At 66.3% G+C, this 16,041-nt stretch carries 15 protein-coding genes; 9 read left to right on the top strand and 6 right to left on the bottom strand.

Annotated features, from left to right (window positions below; translation table 11 throughout):
• The first annotated feature begins 113 nt into the window (after nucleotides 1-113).
• From KAQ61_RS11370 to dcd, 3 genes are all read left to right on the top strand, one after another.
• The gene (locus tag KAQ61_RS11370) at nucleotides 114-1,214 is read left to right on the top strand and encodes a BMP family ABC transporter substrate-binding protein (RefSeq protein WP_210929233.1); all 1,101 of its coding nucleotides are present in this window, start codon (nucleotides 114-116) and stop codon (nucleotides 1,212-1,214) included.
• A 196-nt stretch (nucleotides 1,215-1,410) separates the two neighbouring features.
• On the top strand, nucleotides 1,411-2,709 hold the full coding sequence (gene guaD, locus KAQ61_RS11365) for a guanine deaminase (RefSeq protein ID WP_210929232.1): 1,299 nt from the start codon (nucleotides 1,411-1,413) through the stop codon (nucleotides 2,707-2,709).
• A gap of 64 nt (nucleotides 2,710-2,773) precedes the next feature.
• Entirely contained in the window at nucleotides 2,774-3,340 is a 567-nt protein-coding gene (gene dcd, locus KAQ61_RS11360) for a dCTP deaminase (protein WP_042414074.1), read from the top strand.
• 61 nt (nucleotides 3,341-3,401) lie between these two features.
• On the opposite strand, the gene KAQ61_RS11355 is transcribed toward dcd, so the two are convergent.
• Complete coding sequence (locus KAQ61_RS11355) at nucleotides 3,402-5,045, bottom strand: diguanylate cyclase (RefSeq protein ID WP_244982875.1); 1,644 nt, start codon at nucleotides 5,043-5,045, stop codon at nucleotides 3,402-3,404.
• Between the two features lie 376 nt (nucleotides 5,046-5,421).
• Here KAQ61_RS11355 and ypfJ point away from each other — a divergent pair, with 376 nt between their 5' ends.
• Nucleotides 5,422-6,282 (top strand): KPN_02809 family neutral zinc metallopeptidase, encoded by an 861-nt coding sequence (gene ypfJ / locus KAQ61_RS11350; RefSeq protein WP_210929231.1) that lies wholly within the window; start codon nucleotides 5,422-5,424, stop codon nucleotides 6,280-6,282.
• A 211-nt stretch (nucleotides 6,283-6,493) separates the two neighbouring features.
• Nucleotides 6,494-7,912 carry a DEAD/DEAH box helicase gene (locus tag KAQ61_RS11345; RefSeq protein WP_210929230.1) on the top strand — a complete coding sequence of 473 codons (1,419 nt, stop codon included), beginning with the start codon at nucleotides 6,494-6,496 and terminating at the stop codon, nucleotides 7,910-7,912.
• A gap of 65 nt (nucleotides 7,913-7,977) precedes the next feature.
• On the opposite strand, the gene KAQ61_RS11340 is transcribed toward KAQ61_RS11345, so the two are convergent.
• Complete coding sequence (locus KAQ61_RS11340; protein ID WP_210929229.1) at nucleotides 7,978-8,823, bottom strand: symmetrical bis(5'-nucleosyl)-tetraphosphatase; 846 nt, start codon at nucleotides 8,821-8,823, stop codon at nucleotides 7,978-7,980.
• Between the two features lie 226 nt (nucleotides 8,824-9,049).
• On the opposite strand from KAQ61_RS11340, the gene KAQ61_RS11335 reads away from it, so the two are divergent.
• Complete coding sequence (locus KAQ61_RS11335; RefSeq protein WP_210929228.1) at nucleotides 9,050-9,340, top strand: H-NS histone family protein; 291 nt, start codon at nucleotides 9,050-9,052, stop codon at nucleotides 9,338-9,340.
• Nucleotides 9,341-9,563: 223 nt separating this feature from the next.
• Nucleotides 9,564-10,775 (top strand): FAD-dependent monooxygenase, encoded by a 1,212-nt coding sequence (locus KAQ61_RS11330; RefSeq protein ID WP_210929227.1) that lies wholly within the window; start codon nucleotides 9,564-9,566, stop codon nucleotides 10,773-10,775.
• A gap of 136 nt (nucleotides 10,776-10,911) precedes the next feature.
• Here the strand turns inward: KAQ61_RS11330 and KAQ61_RS11325 are convergent, their stop codons facing one another.
• Nucleotides 10,912-12,108 (bottom strand): MFS transporter, encoded by a 1,197-nt coding sequence (locus tag KAQ61_RS11325; RefSeq protein WP_210931878.1) that lies wholly within the window; start codon nucleotides 12,106-12,108, stop codon nucleotides 10,912-10,914.
• Between the two features lie 166 nt (nucleotides 12,109-12,274).
• Here KAQ61_RS11325 and KAQ61_RS18975 point away from each other — a divergent pair, with 166 nt between their 5' ends.
• Entirely contained in the window at nucleotides 12,275-12,811 is a 537-nt protein-coding gene (locus KAQ61_RS18975; RefSeq protein ID WP_210929226.1) for a methylated-DNA--[protein]-cysteine S-methyltransferase, read from the top strand.
• A 105-nt stretch (nucleotides 12,812-12,916) separates the two neighbouring features.
• Here KAQ61_RS18975 and KAQ61_RS11315 read toward each other — a convergent pair whose 3' ends face one another.
• The 3 genes from KAQ61_RS11315 to KAQ61_RS11305 all read right to left on the bottom strand — a co-directional run bounded on the left by KAQ61_RS11315 (nucleotide 12,917) and on the right by KAQ61_RS11305 (nucleotide 15,047).
• The gene (locus KAQ61_RS11315; protein ID WP_210929225.1) at nucleotides 12,917-13,576 is read right to left on the bottom strand and encodes a 3'-5' exonuclease; all 660 of its coding nucleotides are present in this window, start codon (nucleotides 13,574-13,576) and stop codon (nucleotides 12,917-12,919) included.
• 38 nt (nucleotides 13,577-13,614) lie between these two features.
• Nucleotides 13,615-14,271, bottom strand: coding sequence for an arylformamidase (kynB, locus tag KAQ61_RS11310; protein ID WP_210929224.1), 657 nt, complete (start codon nucleotides 14,269-14,271; stop codon nucleotides 13,615-13,617).
• 158 nt (nucleotides 14,272-14,429) lie between these two features.
• Nucleotides 14,430-15,047 (bottom strand): LysE family translocator, encoded by a 618-nt coding sequence (locus KAQ61_RS11305; protein ID WP_210929223.1) that lies wholly within the window; start codon nucleotides 15,045-15,047, stop codon nucleotides 14,430-14,432.
• Between the two features lie 65 nt (nucleotides 15,048-15,112).
• Here KAQ61_RS11305 and KAQ61_RS11300 point away from each other — a divergent pair, with 65 nt between their 5' ends.
• A complete protein-coding gene (locus KAQ61_RS11300) occupies nucleotides 15,113-16,036 on the top strand; it encodes a LysR family transcriptional regulator (protein ID WP_210929222.1) in 924 nt (307 codons plus the stop codon).
• Nucleotides 16,037-16,041: the final 5 nt, after the last annotated feature.

Genomic DNA, 16,041 nt, shown 5'->3' with positions numbered 1-16,041 from the left:
AGCCCCCGGCACGCAGGGGTGGGCAATCGGCGCTAGAATCCGCACCCTTCGCGCACCGCCTTGCTCCAGTGGCGCGTGAATTCATTGCTTCTGGAGCCATGTAGAGGAACACCATGTACAAAAACCTCGCAGCCACGCTCGTGGCCGCCTGCGTTATCGCCCCGTCTCTGGCGCAAACCGCCGCCACCCCTGCCACCCCCAGCACCGCGCCCCTGAAGGCCGCCTTTGTCTACGTCACGCCCGTGCTGGATGCCGGCTGGACGCGCCAGCACGAAAACGGCCGCCTGGAAATGCAAAAGGCCCTGGCCGCGCAGGTGCAGTCCACCGCCGTGGCGAACGTGCCCGAAGGCCCGGACGCCGAGCGCGTGATCCGCGACCTGGCGGCCAACGGCCACCAGATGATCTTCACTACCAGCTTTGGCTACATGGACCCGACGCTGCGGGTCGCCAAGGAATTCCCTCAGGTCAAGTTCGAGAACGTGACCGGCTACAAGCTGGCGGACAACGTGGCCACCGGCAATGCGCGCAACTACGAAGGGCGCTATTTGTCCGGCATCGCCGCCGGCCGCATGAGCAAGACCGGCGTGGCCGGCTTTGTGGCGGGCTTCCCCATCCCCGAGGTGCTGCAGGGCATCAACGCCTTCACGCTGGGCATGCGCAGCGTCAACCCCAAGGCCCAGGTCAAGGTGGTGTGGCTGAACGCCTGGTTCGACCCACCGCGCGAGCGCGATGCCGCCATGACGCTGATGGACCAGGGCGCCGACGTGCTGTCCTTCCAGGTGGCGACCACGGCCGTGATGGCTGCTGCGCAGGAGCGCGGCAAGATGGCGATCGCCTTCCACTCCGACATGCGCAAGGACGGGCCGGACGCCCAGTTGCTGGCCGTCACCCACCAGTGGGGCGGCTACTACACCCAGCGCGCCAAGGCCGCACTGGAGGGCCGCTGGAAAAGTGCCGACACCTGGGGCGGCGTGAAGGAGGGCATGGTGCGCGTCGAGGCCTTCGGCCCCAAGCTGCCCGCCGCCGTGCGCGACGAGGTGCTGGCACGCCAGCAGCAGATGGCCCAGGGCAAGCTGCAGCCATTTGCCGCACTCCAGGCCGACGTGAAGGACAACCAGGGCCAGGTCCGCATTCCCAAGGGCGTGCAGCTGACCGACACCCAGCTGCGCCAGATGGACTGGCTGGTGGACGGCGTGCAGGGCAGCGTGCGCTGAACACGGCGGGCCTGCCATACTGGGGCGGGCCGCGGCGGTGGGTGGCAAATCCCTATGCCGCGGGCCCCAGGTTTGCTTGAAAATAAGGAGCATCTGGCGCGCTTTCCATATAGGGTTTGGCATGTTTCATGCATGAATTCCTGGGAAGCCCCGCGCTGACTGCCCCTGAACCCCTTTGTTGCCCCGCTCCGTGCCCATGCCCACCCAGATCTACCGCAGTGCCTTGCTCCGCTTTGCCGACGACGGCAGCCCCCTGTACGACAGCGACGGCCTGCTGGCCGTGGCACCGGATGCGCATGGGCAGCAGCGGGTGCTGGCGGCCGGCAGCTGGCAGGCGCTGCAGGCGCAGTTCGTGGGGTTGCCGGGCGCGCAGGTGGTCCACCTGCCCGGCAAGCTGCTGGCCCCGGGCTTTGTGGACATGCACATCCACTACCCGCAGACCGATGTGATCGGTGCGCCGGCCGACGGCCTGCTGCCCTGGCTGGAGCACTACACCTTCCCGCACGAGGCGCGCTTCCACGACCGGGCCTATGCCGACGGCGTGGCGGAGTTCTTTCTCGATGAGCTGCTGCGCAACGGCGTGACCACGGCGTTGACCTTTGCGACCTCGCACCCCGCATCGGTGGATGCCATCCTGACCGCCGCGCAGCAGCGCGGCATGCGCATGATCGCTGGCAAGGTGCTGCAGGACCGCCACAGCCCCGATGGCGTGCGCGACGACACCGAGCAGGGCCTGATCGACACCGACACCCTGATTCAGCGCTGGCACGGCGTGGACCGCCTGGGCTACGCCATCACGCCGCGCTTTGCGCCCACCAGCAGCGAGGCCCAGCTGCGCGGGGCGGGCGCGCTGGCCGCCCAATACCCGGACGTGTGGGTGCATTCGCACGTCTCCGAAAACCTGGACGAAATCCGCTGGGTGCGCGAGCTGTACCCGCAGGCGCGCAGCTACCTGGACGTCTACCACGGCTTCGGCCTGATGCGCGAGCGCGCCGTTTACGCCCACTGCATCTGGCTGGATGCCGCCGACCGCGCCCTGCTGCGCGAGACCGGCACGGCCGCTGCCATCAGCCCCACCAGCAACCTGTTCCTGTCCAGCGGCTACTTCGATTACCTGCAGGCCGATGCCGCCGGTTTCAGGTACGGGCTGGCCAGCGACGTGGGCGGGGGCATGAGCTTTTCGCCCTTCCGCACCATGCAGGCCGCCTATGTGGTGGGGCGCGAGCAGCACAGCAAGCAGGGCCTGAGCCTCAAGCCCGGCCAGCTGTGGTGGCAGCACACCGCCGGTGCGGCGCGTGCCCTGGGGCTGGAGGGGGTGATCGGCAACCTGCAGCCCGGTTGTGAGGCCGACTTCGTGGTCCTCAATCCGGCCTGCACGCCCTTGCTGGCGCGCAAGACGCAGCAGGCGCAGTCGCTGGACGAACTGCTTTTTGCCATGATCGTGCTCGGGGATGACCGGCTGATTGAGCAAACCATTGTTTCTCAAGCAAAATAGGGCCCTTGCGCTGGTTGTATAGCCGCATGGCGCTATCAAAAAACAAGCGAACAGGATTTTCCCAATGAGCATCAAGAGCGACAAATGGATCCGCCAGATGGCGGAGCAGCACGGCATGATCGAGCCCTTCGAGCCCGGCCAGGTGCGCCAGGTCGACGGCAAGAAGGTCATCAGCTACGGCACGTCCAGCTACGGTTACGACATCCGCTGCGCCCGTGAATTCAAGGTCTTCACCAACATCCACAGCACCGTGGTGGACCCCAAGAACTTCGACGAGAAGAGCTTTGTCGACATGGAAGGCGACTACTGCATCATCCCGCCCAACAGCTTTGCGCTGGCCCGCACGGTGGAGTATTTCCGCATCCCCCGCGACGTGTTGACCGTGTGCCTGGGCAAGAGCACTTACGCGCGCTGCGGCATCATCGTCAACGTGACGCCCTTCGAGCCCGAGTGGGAAGGCTATGTGACGCTGGAGTTCTCCAACACCACGCCGCTGCCCGCCAAAATCTACGCCGGTGAAGGCTGCGCCCAGGTGCTGTTCTTCCAGGGCGACGAGCAGTGCGAGATGAGCTACAAGGACCGCAACGGCAAGTACCAGGGCCAGCACGGCGTGACCCTGCCGCGCACCTGAGTCGGCCGCACACGGCCTGCACCCGCCCAGCCGACCTCTGGTCGGCTTTTTTGCGCCTGCGCTAGTCCTGGCGGCAGGCGCGGTTGCGGCCGGTGCGCTTGGCCTGGTACAGGGCATCGTCCGCGCGGCGCAGCATGTCGGTCAGGCCGTCGGCGTCGCCCGCCTGCAGGCTGCTGACCCCGGCGCTGGCGGTGATGTGCCCGACCTGCGGGATGGGCGTTTCCTCGATGGTCTGCAGCAGGCTGTGGCCCGTGCGCAGCGCATCCTCGCCATCGGTGTCGGGCAACAGCACCACAAACTCCTCGCCCCCGAAGCGCGCCACGATGTCCGCCTGGCGCAGGCGTTTGCGCAGCAGGTGGGCCAGGCTGGTCAGTACCAGGTCGCCGGCATCGTGGCCGAATTGGTCGTTGATGTGCTTGAAGAAGTCGATGTCCAGGGTCAGCACGCTCAGCGGGCGGCCGCTGCGGATGGCCAGTGCCAGCGCCACCTGGGCCTGGGTCTCGAAGCCCCGGCGGTTGAGCAGGCCCGTCAGCGGGTCGGTGCTGGCCTGGCATTCCAGCTCGGCATTCGCCTGCTGCAGCTCCAGGGTGCGGATGCGTACCTGCTCCTGCATTCCCTCGTTGGCCCGCAGCAGCTTGTGCGTCATCTCGGACAGGGCCTGGGACAGTTGGAACACTTCGCGGTTGCTGTGCAGCAGGGGAATGCTGTCGATGTCGTGGGTCGTCTGCACGTGGGTGGCGGCCTGGGCCAGCTGTTTCAGGTCGTTGCTGACATGGCGGGCGAGGCGCCAGGCCATCCAGGCAGCGAACAATCCTGCGACCAGGCCCAGGCCCAGTGCCATCCACAGCACGCGGTTGGCATCGGCGTACGCGGTTTCCATCGGCTGGCGTGCCACGATCCACCAGCCCAGGTCGTTCTCATCACTGGGGGGCTGCAGGCGCAAGGCCGCCGTCAGATAGGGTTGGGGACGGTCTTTCCAGGTGACCAGTTGGGGTCGTGGGCTTGTATGGTCTAGTGCTTGCGGGTAGGTCTGCCCAAGCGCCAGGTGGGGGGCGATTGCCCCGCCGGGGGCGTAGATGAGCGTGCCCGCACGGTCAAAGATGAAGATGGACTGCTGGCTGCCTTTGGCAGGGCCCTGCAGCAAACGGTCCATGGCGACCTGCACCCAGTCCCAGTTGGCGTGGATGCCGAGCACCCCCAGGCGCTTGCCACTGTCGGACTGGTAGATGGGGGTGGCGAAGTCCACCACCCGCAGCGGCTCGCCGGTTGCACTGCGCGGCAGCAGGTTCTGTAGTAGCTTGGCCGGGTGCACGTCACTGATGTAGGGGCCCCGCAAGGCTTCCTGAAACCAGGGGCGTTCGCTGACATTGCTGCCCTGCAGCAGGCCGCCTGTGGCGTTCTGTACCTGACCATCGATGTCGGTGACACCAATCCACACGTTGTAGGGATTCAAATGCTGCATGCGTTGCAGCAGTTGCGCCACGGAGGGTGAGTCCAGTCCCTCTTCCCACAGTTCGGGCGAGCTGGCCAACACCTGGGCCCTGCGGATTTGTTGCTGCAAATCCTGCAGTAGCAGATTGCCCGCGTTGTAGGCCACGATGCCCAGTGCGGTGCCTGCCTGGTTCTGCAGCCGTGTCTTGAGAACCTCGCCCGCGATGAAGCACACGACCATGGCCAGGGCCGCAGAGAAACTGCCGAAGACCAAGGCGATCTGGGTGCGCAGGCTGCGGATCGGTGGGGGGGCTCGACCATTGTTTGTGGCGAAAGAAGCGGGAGAGTAGGGATGGCTCGGTTATACCGGTCCCGCTCCAGAAAATAAATGCAAACAGCGGTGAATGGCGGGAACTTCCTACATGCCATAGGGGAAATCACAGCCTGGCCGACCTCGCTGTGCTTTCCCAGCATGGCCTGCGAGCCGGGTCCACAGGCCGGCGCAGACCGCGCTGGCCGTGGCCCAGATGGCATGGCGGCCGGGACAAGGTGTCAGATTGACGCCGGTCCGCACGGACCTGCCCCACCGTGGACGCCATCCCGGGTATGCTGCGTACGGGATAGCCCGCAGACGATGAGAGGAACAGCCAATGAAATGGGAAGGCAATCGCCAGTCCGACAACGTGGAAGATCGCCGCGGCGACGGTGCACCGATGCTGGGAGGGCGCAGCATTGGCATCGGCACCATCGTGGTGGCGTTGATCGGCGGCTGGGTGCTGGGCATCAATCCGCTGACCTTGCTGGGCGTACTGAGTGGCGGGGGCAGCGTGGTGCAGGCACCGGCGCCAGCCCAGGCGCCGCCGGCCCATGACACCATGGCCCAATTCGTGTCCACGGTGCTGGCGGACACGGAAGACGTTTGGGGCCCGATTTTTCAGCAAGGCGGCGGGGCCTACCGCGAGCCACGGTTGGTGCTGTTCCGCGGTGCCGTGCCCACCGCCTGCGGCACCGGGCAGGCGGCCATGGGGCCTTTTTACTGCCCCGGCGACCAGAAGGTCTACATCGACCTGTCTTTTTACGACCAGCTCAAGAACCAATTGGGCGCGCCGGGCGATTTTGCCCAGGCCTATGTGATTGCCCACGAGGTGGGCCACCATGTGCAGCATTTGCTGGGCATCAGCGGGCAGGTGGAGCAGATGCGCGGCCGTGTCAGCCAGGTGGCCTACAACCGCCTGTCGGTGAAGCTGGAGCTGCAGGCCGATTGCCTGGCCGGGGTCTGGGCCCACCATGCCGACCAGCAGCGCCAGATTCTGGAGCAGGGCGACATCGAGGAGGCCATGAACGCGGCGGCCAAGATCGGTGATGATGCGCTGCAGCGTGCGCAGACCGGGCAGGTGGTGCCTGACAGCTTCACCCATGGCACTAGTGTGCAACGCCAGCGCTGGTTCCGCACCGGTTTGCAGTCGGGCTCCGTGCAGGCCTGTGATACCTTCTCCGCCGCCAGCCTGTAGTGCTCACGTTCGGCGGCTGCCGCGCCAGTGTGGGAGGGGACGGCCTATCCAGCTGTGAGCTACCGCCATGGAGTCGGCCCGCGTGCACCGGGCGCCACGGCTCCAATCCTGTGATCCTTGAGGTTGAAAACTGACGGAATCCGCGAGATCACGCTGGATTTAATGACCTCACAAGGTGGTTTCTGTACTCGGTGCGACAATAGCAGGCTCAATGACAAGCTCTTTTTCCTCTTTACTCTTGGCGGAGCCTCTGGCACGCGCCGTGGCCGAAATGGGCTACGAGTCCATGACCCCCATCCAGGCCCAGGCAATTCCGGTGGTTTTGACCGGCAAGGATGTGATGGGAGCAGCGCAAACCGGCACCGGCAAGACTGCTGCCTTTTCGCTGCCGCTGCTGCAGCGCTTGATGCGGCACGAGAACAGCTCGGCCTCGCCAGCGCGCCATCCCGTGCGTGCCCTGGTGCTGTTGCCTACGCGCGAACTGGCCGACCAGGTGGCCCAGCAGATTGCGCTGTATGCCAAGCACACCAAGCTGCGCAGCACCGTGGTGTTTGGCGGCATGGACATGAAGCCCCAGACCCTGGAGCTGAAAAAAGGCGTCGAGGTGCTGGTGGCCACGCCGGGGCGTCTGCTGGACCATATCGAAGCCAAGAACGTGGTGCTCAACCAGGTCGAGTACGTGGTGCTGGATGAAGCCGACCGCATGCTGGACATCGGTTTCTTGCCTGATCTGCAACGCATCCTGAGCCACCTGCCCAAGGCACGTACCACCCTGTTGTTCAGCGCGACCTTCTCACCAGAGATCAAGCGCCTGGCTGGCAGCTACCTGCAGGATCCCGTGACCATCGAGGTGGCGCGCCCCAACGAGACAGCGTCCACGGTGGAACAACGTTTTTACAGCGCCAACGACGACGACAAGCGCCGTGCGATTTGCACCGTCCTCAAGGACCGCGGAATTCGCCAGGCGTTCATCTTCTCCAACAGCAAGCTGGGCTGTGCGCGCCTGACGCGCGCCCTGGAGCGCGATGGCTATCGCGCTGCGGCCCTGCACGGTGACAAGAGCCAGGACGAGCGTCTGAAGGCCCTGGAAGCCTTCAAGCAAGGGGAAGTCGATCTGCTGGTCTGTACCGATGTGGCTGCGCGTGGCCTGGACATCAAGGATGTGCCGGCCGTGTTCAATTACGACGTGCCGTTCAACGCCGAGGATTACGTGCACCGGATTGGCCGCACGGGCCGTGCCGGGGCTTCTGGCCTTGCCGTGACCATGGTCAGCAGTTCGGACACCCGGTTGGTGGCCGACATCGAGAAGCTGATCAAGAAGAAGATCAACGTCGAAGCGATTGAGTTGCCCGATGCGCGCCGCTACCGCGAGCGCGATCCACGCCGGGATGTGGCTGGCCGCGAAGAGGTGCAGCGCAGCGCCTCCATGCCCGGCACCCGTCCGATGCGCGGTGCCCGCCCTGTGCGCAGTGCTTCGGCCGATCCTTTCTTTGACAAGCCCTACGAGGCCAGCGACGCCCACACGCCATCCTGGGATGCCGCCGGCAGCACCGGCCCCAAGGCGGTGACCCCTGGCCTGAAGACCAAGCGCAAGGTGGCCGCCCTGTTTAAGCCTGCGGGCAGCTACTGACGCTGCCGTTGGCAGCAGAACTAAAAAGCCACGCTTTATAGCGCGGCTTTTTTTTTGCCGGTGGTTCACCCAGGTCGCTGGGCTTGATCGCAGTGCACTTGGTGCAGCTGGCGCTCGGTGAAATCATGGCCGATTTCCATGGCGCTGAGACAGCCGCCCCAGACGCAGCCGGTATCCAGTGCCATCAGGTTGGGGCGGTTGATCAATCCCAGGGTCGACCAATGGCCGAATGCGACCATGACATCGCGTGTCTGGCGGTCGGGGCATTCAAACCAGGGCACCAGGCCGACCGGTGCCGCTTCAGCCGATTCCGAACTTTCAAAATCCATGGCACCACCGGGTGTGCAAAACCGGATGCGGGTCAAGGCATTCACAATCACGCGCAGCCGGTCATGGCCTGTCAGCGTGGCATGCCATTGATTCGGCGTATTGCCATACATGTGCTGCAGAAACTCCGGCAATCCATCGCTGCTAATATGGTCGTGGACTTCCTGCGCCAGGGCCATCACGTCTTTCAGGCTCCATTGCGGCAAAACCCCGGCGTGGACCATTAACAGCTGCTGCCCCTGGGGATTTTCCAGGCACCGGGCCAAAGGTTGTTGCGCCACCCACTCCAGTAAATCCTGGCGGTCATTGGCATCCAGAATGCTTTGTAAAGTATCGCGCCGCCCGGGTTTGCGCACCCCATGGGCACTGGCCAGCAAATGCAGGTCGTGATTGCCCAGCAGGGGTTTCACTGCATCGCCATATTCCATGCAGCGGCGCAGAACGTCGGCGGAAGCCGGGCCTCGATTGATCAGGTCGCCCAGCAGGTACAGGGTGTCGCGGCTCGGGGAAAAATCGATGTGTTGCAGCAGGCGCACCAAGGCGCTGTCGCAGCCCTGGATATCGCCAATCAAGTAAGTAGACACTTTTCAATCCGGAAAATATTGAATGCCATCGGCCATTCAGTGACAGATGGCATCGATCTTATGGCGCCCCAGACCCACCGGAGGTGACCATTCCGTGAATCCAATCGTGAATGTGGTAAATACGTAGTTGTGAATGCGCTTCAGTCGCTGTGGCATGCTGCAGAAATGCATTCAATCATTTCCCGGGTATCTATAATCATTTTCATCAACGAAAGGATGCATGCAAATGACCTCTTACCAAGACCTGTTGAAGCAACGTGACGAACTGGAAAAACAAATCCAGGATGCCCGCAAGCGCGAGTTGATGGACGCTGTGGCCAAAGTGCGGTCGCTGGTGGCTGAATATGGGTTGACGGTCGAAGATGTTTTCCCGCCTGCGCGTGCTGCACGCAGCGGTGGTGCTGGCAGCAAGGTGCCGCCCAAATATCGCCATCCTGAAACTGGGGAAACCTGGACCGGCCGTGGCAAGCCTCCAAAATGGATTCAAGACCAGGACCGCAGCAAGTTTGAAATTTGATTCAAGCCCGCATCAGCGGGCTTTATTGATTTTAAATATCCCATAGATTTTTTATTTAATGCGGTTGGGGTATTTTCAACCCCGTGCCTTGCGGACGCCACTAAATCTGGGGTGTGGTGCCTGCGCTGCGTTCCGCATGAATTGTGGTGCCGGTTTGCTGGACGTCAGAAATTGCCGCGCCGGCTCGCCCGCTGCGCACGGTTTCGGCGCCACAATTTAGCGCATGAGAAAACAAGTATTGATTGCTGGTGGCGGCATCGCAGGGATGGCTGCCGCTCTGGGCGCATCGCACGCGGGTTGGGACGCACGCTTGTTTGAGCGGGCACAGGAATTCTCCGAGGTGGGTGCCGGCGTGCAGTTGGGGCCCAACGTGGTGCGCCGCCTCCAGGCCTGGGGGCTGCAAAAGGCCCTGCACGCCGTGGCGTCCGTGCCCCAGCAACTGGTGGCCCGCTGCGGCCGCAGCGGCAAGGTGCTGGCGGGCGCGCCGCTGGGGCAGAGCATGGTGGACCGCTATGGTGCGGCCTATGTCACCATCCACCGCGCCGACCTGCACAGCCTGCTGTGGTATGCCGCCAGCGAGCGCGCGGATGTGTTCATCAATCCTGGCCGGGAGGTGGTGGAGGTGCTGGGCACCGAGCGCGTGACCACCATCCGCACCTCGTTGAACAAGGAAATCGAGGGCGACGCCCTGATGCTGGCCGACGGGGTCTGGAGCAAGCTGCGTGGCCCGCTGCTGGGCGATGCCAGCCGGCCCCGGGTATCGGGCCATCTGGCGTACCGTGCGCTGCTGCCCATGGCCGATGTGCCCGCCGGCTGGCGCAGCAACGAAGTGACCGTGTGGCTGGGTCCGCACATGCATGCCGTGCACTACCCCGTGCGCCGCGGGGAGATGATGAACATCGTGGTCATCATCGAGGGCCCGGCCCCCGAGGACATGGAACACTGGGACCACGCCGCCAATGCCCAGGCCCTGGAGCAGGCGCTGCAGGGCTGCGCCAGCAGCCTGCAGGACCTGGTGCGCAGCGTGCCTGCGGCCGGCAAGGCGTGGCGCCTGTGGCCGCTGTCGGACCGCACACCCTTGCAGGGGCCCGAAGGCATGGCCAAGGGCCTGGTCGGGTTGATTGGCGATGCCGCCCACCCGATGCGCCCCTACCTGGCCCAGGGCGCGGGCATGGCCATCGAGGATGCGGCCGAGCTGCAACGCGCCCTGGCCATGGACGACCTGGACGTGGCGCTGCGGCTGCGCCGTTATGCCCTGAACCGCTGGGAGCGCAACGCCCGCGTGCAGGCGCGCTCCATCCGCAACGGCAACATCTTCCACGCCACCGGACCGGTGCGCTGGGGGCGTGACCTGTCCATGCGCCTGCTGGGCGCCCGCCTGATGGATGTGCCCTGGCTGTACCGCGGGGATGGATCCAGCGCCAGCAGCTTGTAAAACGGGGGAAGGTGCGGGTGGGCCTGTGGCTGGCGTGTGAGGCCTTACGTGTCCTGGTAGAGCGTCAGTCCTGGGCAGACCATACAGGTATCAGCCCCTGGCCTCCACCCCAGGTGGGTTGCTCATAACTCCGGACTCAGGCAGCCGTGGCCTTGAGCAGCGGCGAGGCCGGCAGCAGGCGGTAGGCGGTGGAGGCACAGGCCAGCCACAGGGCAATCGTCAGGGCCACGGCGGTGTAGGCCTCCCAGCCCTGGCGCGTGGCCCAGGCGGCCACCACGCCGGTGAACCACTGCATCAGCGCCACGCCCAGGAACATGGACATGGTGAACAGCGACAGCGCCCGCCCGGTCATGTGGTTGGGGTAGGAGGCGCGCACGTCCGCGTACTGCAGCAGGCTGTAGCCCGACAGCAGGGCCATGGCGACCAGGGTCAGCACATTGGCCAGCGGGTGGTGCCACAGCGCCAGGGTCACGAACAGCGCAGCCATCAGCAGCGACAGCCAGCCCAGCCAGGTGCGGCGGCGCAGCGTGCCCGGGTCCAGGCGGCCGAACATGGCGGGTGTGAACAGCGAAATCAGCGACACGCCGAACGCCACGTGGCCGCTGCTGACCAGGCTGAAACTGTGGCGGTCCATCAGTAGTGGCCCTAGCCACAGGCCGCGCAGCGACAGAAAGGCCGCGTAGCAGGACATGCCCAGCACCAGCATGCCCCAGGTGTGGGGCAGGGTCAGCAGTTCGGCCAGGCGCACAAAGGCCTGGCCCCAGGATTCCTTGTCCGTGCTGGGCGCCTGCGGCAGACGCGGCTCGTGCACCATGGCGAAGATCAGCAGCCAGGACGCCACGCACAGCCCGCACAGCAGCCAAAAGCCACTGCGCCATCCGCCCAGCTCCACCACCCAGGCCAGCGGGGTTCCGGTGAACAGCAGGCCCAGGCCACCCACACCCATGGACAGGCCCGAGAAGAAGGCAAACCGGTCGGCCGGAAAGTGGCGGGCGATGAAGATGGTGCAGGCCAGGAAGGCGGGCGAGCAGCCCACGCCGATCAGCAGCTGGCCCAGCATCAGCCAGCCGTAGCTAGGCGCGGCGGCCGACACGCCCGCCCCCAGGGCGGCCAGCGGGAAGGCAGTGAGCACGGTGCGGCGCAGGCCATACAGGTCCATGCCGATGCCCATCAACAACTGGGCCACACCGAACGACAGGCCGAACAGCCCGGCGAACGCGCCCAGGGAGCTGGCGCTGATACCGAAATCCTGCTGCAGCCCCTGCGCCAGGATGGCGGTGATGGTGCGAAACGCCTGGCTGAGCGCAAAACCGCTGAGCAAGGCCAGCAGCATGACCCAGAGCTGGCGGTGCGTGTGCGTCTGGGCGGTGGTGGGTGGGGTGGTCACGGGCTACATCTCTCCTGGGCGCAAGCGTAGCGGCAAGCCGGCGCAAGCGCTGTCTCCTGTGGGTAGGGGCTTGCCCTTGGCGCACGGGGTCGGCTCGCATACAGTGCACGGCATGCCCACCCGCCCTACATCCTCCACACCGCCCGCCCCCCTGGTTTTGCACTACACGGTGCGCAGCTGTCCGCAGGGGCAGGTGCTGGTGGCGGCCACCGGCCAGGGGGTTGCGGCCGTGCTGCTGGGCGATGACAAGGCCAGCCTGGTGCAGGAGCTGGCGCAGCGCTATCCGCAGGCGCAGTTGGCGACGGGCGGAACGCCGTTGCACCACTGGAGCGACCAGGTGCTGGCGCTGCTGGCCCAGCCCGCGCAGGCGCACCGCCTGCCGCTGGACGTGGTCGGCGGCACGGACTTTCAGCGCCGGGTCTGGGCGGCGCTGCAGCGCATTCCCGGCGGGCAGACCTGCACCTACACCCAGCTGGCCCAGGCGTTGGGCCAACCGCGGGCCGTGCGCGCCGTGGCCAGTGCCTGCGCGGCCAACCCGGTGGCGGTGCTGGTGCCCTGCCACCGCGTGCTGCGCAGCGACTGGGGCCTGGGTGGCTACCGCTGGGGGCTGGCGCGCAAGCAGCAATTGCTGGCGCAGGAAGCGGCTTGAAGCTTGAAACAAGGAGCGGCCGGCGCTGGATGGCAGGGCGTTTCAGCCAGAAAACACCTTAAAAGCCTTGAAGCGGCTGCGCTACCCGCTACAGAAAATGAAAGCTCAGCCCGCCGCCGTGATGTCCAGCCCCGGCAGCGTCGGCTGGGTTTGCTGCTGCGCGCTGCGCTGCAGCAGGGCCGCCACGTGGGCCCGTTGGCAGGTTTGCAGGCTGCACAACAGGCCGTGGTGCGGATCGGGAATGTGCCAGCGCCGCTGCAAATCGCTTTGCATGCGCAGCAGCAGGTGGGCCGTCATCTCGGCATCGGCCAGCGCGCGGTGGGCCTTGTCGGCCGGCGGCAGCTGCAGGTGGCGCACGATGCGGCCCAGTGAATGGCTGGGCGCCTCGGGGTAGAGGCGGCGCGACAGCAGCACGGTGCAGGCAAAGGGCTGCGTGGCATCGCAGCCGGCGCGCTGCAGCTCATCCACCCAGAACTTGCGGTCGAAGGCCGCGTTGTGCGCCACCAGGGGCGTGCTGCCGACAAAGGCGGCGGCCTCGCGAATGACAGTGTCGGCCGGCGGCGCGGCGCGCAGCATGGCGCTGCTGATGCCGGTGAGCTGGGTGATGTTCCACGGCATGCTCTGCCCGGCATCCATCAGGCTCTGGAAACGGTCGACGATGCGCCCGCCCTCCACCAGCACGATGCCGACCTCGGCCGCGCGCGCACCGTGGGCGGGGCTCATGCCCGTGGTTTCAAAGTCCAGGATGGCAATGCGTTGTTGCATGGTTTTTGATAGCTGTCTGCGCTCGTCCAGTCAGCGCTTTAGCCCGATTGTGTGCCCAAAGTGCGCAGCACGGCCCGCACCGGGGAGGCCTCGGCCTCCATCAGCTTCAGGGGCAGGGCGATGAGTTCGTAGTCGCCCTCGGGCACGGCGTCGAGCACCAGGTTTTCCAGCACGCGCAACTGGCGCGTGCGTGCCACCTGGTGGCTGTGCAGTTCGTGGCTGTCGGCCGGGTCGATGCTGGCGGTGTCGATGCCGATCAGGCGCAGTCCCAGGTCGGCCAGGCGCGCCAGCACCTCGGGGGTGATGCCGCTGAGCTGCGGGTCCCAGCCCTGCGGCGCTTGCCGGTAGGTGCGCACCAGCAGGCGCGGCGGCAGGTCGGGCGTGATGGCGTGGGCCAGGTGCTGCCATTGCACCTGCGGCCCGCAGCCGATGGCATGCACCACACGGCAGGGCCCCAGGTAGGGCGCCAGGTCCAGCGCGCCGGCGGCGGCGCCCTGGGCGTCGTAATGCAGCGGTGCATCGGCGTGCGTGCCCACGTGCGGCGACAGGCTGAGGGTGCTGAGGTTGACCACGCTGCCCTCGGCCATGCTGGCGCTCCAGTGTTGCTGGTAGGGCGCATCCCCCGGATAGACGGGGCTGGCGCGGTGCACGGGGGCGGAAATGTCCCAGACGGACGGGGCGTTGGTGGTGGGCATGGTGCGGGCGGCTAGGGGGGCTATTGCACCACAGCTGGGCCGTGGGGCGCCTGGCGCAGCCCGCAGGCACTTGCCCCTTGAGGGTCGTGGTGCCGCGGGGCGGCCAACATGCCGTGCCTGTGGTGGGGCGGTGCAGGCCCTGTGTAGGCCGCGCCGGCTCAGCGCGACCCGCGGGCTATGGCCAGCAGCAGGCCCAGGCCGACCAACAGTCCGCCAAAGGCCCGGTCGATCCAGTGGCGCACGGCCAGCAGCCGCGCCCGCACTGCGCCGGCCGAAAAACACAGCGCCACCAGGCTGAACCACGCCGCATGGGCCAGCGCAATGAAGGCGCCATAGCCGATCTGTACCGGCAGCGGCGTGTCCGGCTGCACCACCTGCATGAACAGGCTGACGATGAACATGGTGGTCTTGGGGTTCAGCACATTCGTCAGAAAGCCCGTGCGCAGCGCGGCGGCATCTGACAGTGCCGCGGCGGTGTGGTCGGCCTGCGGGGTGCTGGCGCGGGTGCGCAGCATCTTCACGCCCAGGTAGATCAGGTAGGCGGCGCCGACCAGCTTGAGCACCTGGAACAGCACCATGGACTGCTGGATCAGCAGCCCCACGCCGACCAGGGTGTAGGTGACGTGGACCAGCACGCCCAGGGCGATGCCCAGCGCCGTTCCCACCCCGGCGCGGCGCGACAGCAGCAGGCTGTTGCGCGTGACCATGGCGAAATCTGGGCCGGGGCTGATGACGGCCAGCAAGGTGATGGTGATGACAGCTATCCATTCGGTCATGCTCTATCCTGTGAATCAATGCGAATGGCCTGCATGCTAGAAGCCTGACACGGGATGGCATAACGATGATTTCTGACAAAGATAGTGAATTGAAATCACCAATTCATGGCGCCCGACTGCCCTCGCTGCTGGCGCTGCGCTGCTTCGAGGCGGCGGCGCGCCTGGAGCACTTCAGCCGCGCGGCCGACGAGTTGCACCTGACGCATGGCGCCGTCAGCCGGGCCGTGCGCCTGCTGGAGGAGGAGCTGGGCGTGGCCCTGTTCGAGCGCCGCAGCCGGCGCGTCTACCTCACCGACGCGGGGCGCACGCTGGCGCGGGCTGTGGGCCAGGGGCTGGATCTGATGCGCCAGGCGGTGGCGGAACTACGCGCCAGCGCCCGCCAGCAGCGGCGCTGGGTGCTGTCGTGCGAGCCGACCTTGCTGATGCGCTGGCTGATTCCGCGCTGGCCGGACTTCCAGGCCCGGCACCCGGGGGTGGAGGTGCACCTGGTCGCGGGGGGCGGGCCGTTTGCTTTTGGCAGCGGCATGGATCTGGCCATTCGCCGCAACGATTTCCCCTGGGCACCCGGCTGCCATGCCGCCCCGCTGTTTGCGGAACAGGTCGGGCCGGTCTGCCGCCCGGACAAGGTGGCGGCCTGGTTTGGCGTGGCACCGGCACAGGCTGGGCGTCCACCCGGTGTCCCCTGCCTGCATACGCGCACGCGGCCCGGGGCCTGGGCGCAGTGGGCCGCAGCGGCCGGCCAGCCCCTGCCCGAGGGCGCGGGGCAGACCTTCGAGCACTTCTACTTCAGCCTGCAGGCGGCCGTGGCGGGGCTGGGGGTGGCCATCGGCCCCTGGCACATGGTGCGCGACGATCTGGACAGCGGGGTGCTGGCGGCGCCGCTGGGCTTTGTCGAGGACGGATCGCGCTACTGCCTGCTGGCGCCGCAGCCCATCCAGCCCGGCAGCCTGCAGGCCGATCTGCTGGCGTGGTTGCGGGCCCAGGCCTAGCGCAG

This window comes from Comamonas aquatica (assembly GCF_018064205.1).
Classification (GTDB): domain Bacteria; phylum Pseudomonadota; class Gammaproteobacteria; order Burkholderiales; family Burkholderiaceae_C; genus Comamonas; species Comamonas aquatica.
This window is presented reverse-complemented; position numbering and strand designations above follow the sequence as displayed.

Excerpts from the sequence above, each read along its gene's own strand:
- KAQ61_RS11325 (WP_210931878.1), bottom strand. The coding sequence starts at position 12,108 with ATGCTGCTGGCCTTGCTCAGCGGTTTTGCGCTCAGCCAGGCGTTTCGC.
- KAQ61_RS18975 (WP_210929226.1), top strand. The coding sequence starts at position 12,275 with ATGCCCACCCGCCCTACATCCTCCACACCGCCCGCCCCCCTGGTTTTG.
- KAQ61_RS11335 (WP_210929228.1), top strand. The coding sequence starts at position 9,050 with ATGACCTCTTACCAAGACCTGTTGAAGCAACGTGACGAACTGGAAAAA.
- KAQ61_RS11305 (WP_210929223.1), bottom strand. The coding sequence starts at position 15,047 with ATGACCGAATGGATAGCTGTCATCACCATCACCTTGCTGGCCGTCATC.
- dcd (WP_042414074.1), top strand. The coding sequence starts at position 2,774 with ATGAGCATCAAGAGCGACAAATGGATCCGCCAGATGGCGGAGCAGCAC.
- ypfJ (WP_210929231.1), top strand. The coding sequence starts at position 5,422 with ATGAAATGGGAAGGCAATCGCCAGTCCGACAACGTGGAAGATCGCCGC.
- guaD (WP_210929232.1), top strand. The coding sequence starts at position 1,411 with ATGCCCACCCAGATCTACCGCAGTGCCTTGCTCCGCTTTGCCGACGAC.
- KAQ61_RS11330 (WP_210929227.1), top strand. The coding sequence starts at position 9,564 with ATGAGAAAACAAGTATTGATTGCTGGTGGCGGCATCGCAGGGATGGCT.
- KAQ61_RS11370 (WP_210929233.1), top strand. The coding sequence starts at position 114 with ATGTACAAAAACCTCGCAGCCACGCTCGTGGCCGCCTGCGTTATCGCC.
- KAQ61_RS11300 (WP_210929222.1), top strand. The coding sequence starts at position 15,113 with ATGATTTCTGACAAAGATAGTGAATTGAAATCACCAATTCATGGCGCC.
- KAQ61_RS11345 (WP_210929230.1), top strand. The coding sequence starts at position 6,494 with ATGACAAGCTCTTTTTCCTCTTTACTCTTGGCGGAGCCTCTGGCACGC.
- kynB (WP_210929224.1), bottom strand. The coding sequence starts at position 14,271 with ATGCCCACCACCAACGCCCCGTCCGTCTGGGACATTTCCGCCCCCGTG.
- KAQ61_RS11315 (WP_210929225.1), bottom strand. The coding sequence starts at position 13,576 with ATGCAACAACGCATTGCCATCCTGGACTTTGAAACCACGGGCATGAGC.